This is a genomic window from Pseudomonas sp. HY2-MNA-CIBAN-0224 (assembly GCF_040310285.1).
In the GTDB taxonomy this organism is placed as follows: Bacteria; Pseudomonadota; Gammaproteobacteria; order Pseudomonadales; family Pseudomonadaceae; genus Aquipseudomonas; species Aquipseudomonas helleri.
The window spans coordinates 1-278 of sequence record NZ_JBEOPQ010000449.1; the positions used below are offsets into that span (position 1 = coordinate 1).

Genomic DNA, 278 nt, shown 5'->3' on the forward strand with positions numbered 1-278 from the left:
TTTCTCTAGTGGCGGTCATATCGGTGAAATGCTAGAGAACGGTATGGAGTCTGAGGCATTGGTCGCAAAGCTTGATTTTATGCTACGTGAAGTCGCAGAAGTGAGCTTAAAGCTGCGTAATATCCATAAGCCTATCATTGCTAAATTAGAAGGTGCTGTCGCTGGTGCAGGCATGAATTTGGCACTGACCTGTGATTTCCGTATCGCCGCTGATAATGCAAAGTTTGTGCAAGCCTTTGTCAATATTGGTTTGATTCCAGATGCAGGTGGTATTTACC

The 278-nt window shown here is 44.6% G+C and carries 1 protein-coding gene; it reads left to right on the plus strand.

Annotated elements, in window-relative coordinates; all coding sequences use genetic code 11:
- Positions 1–278 (plus strand): enoyl-CoA hydratase/isomerase family protein (locus AAEZ03_RS27120; RefSeq protein WP_350582920.1); only part of this gene is annotated, 278 nt, incomplete at both ends.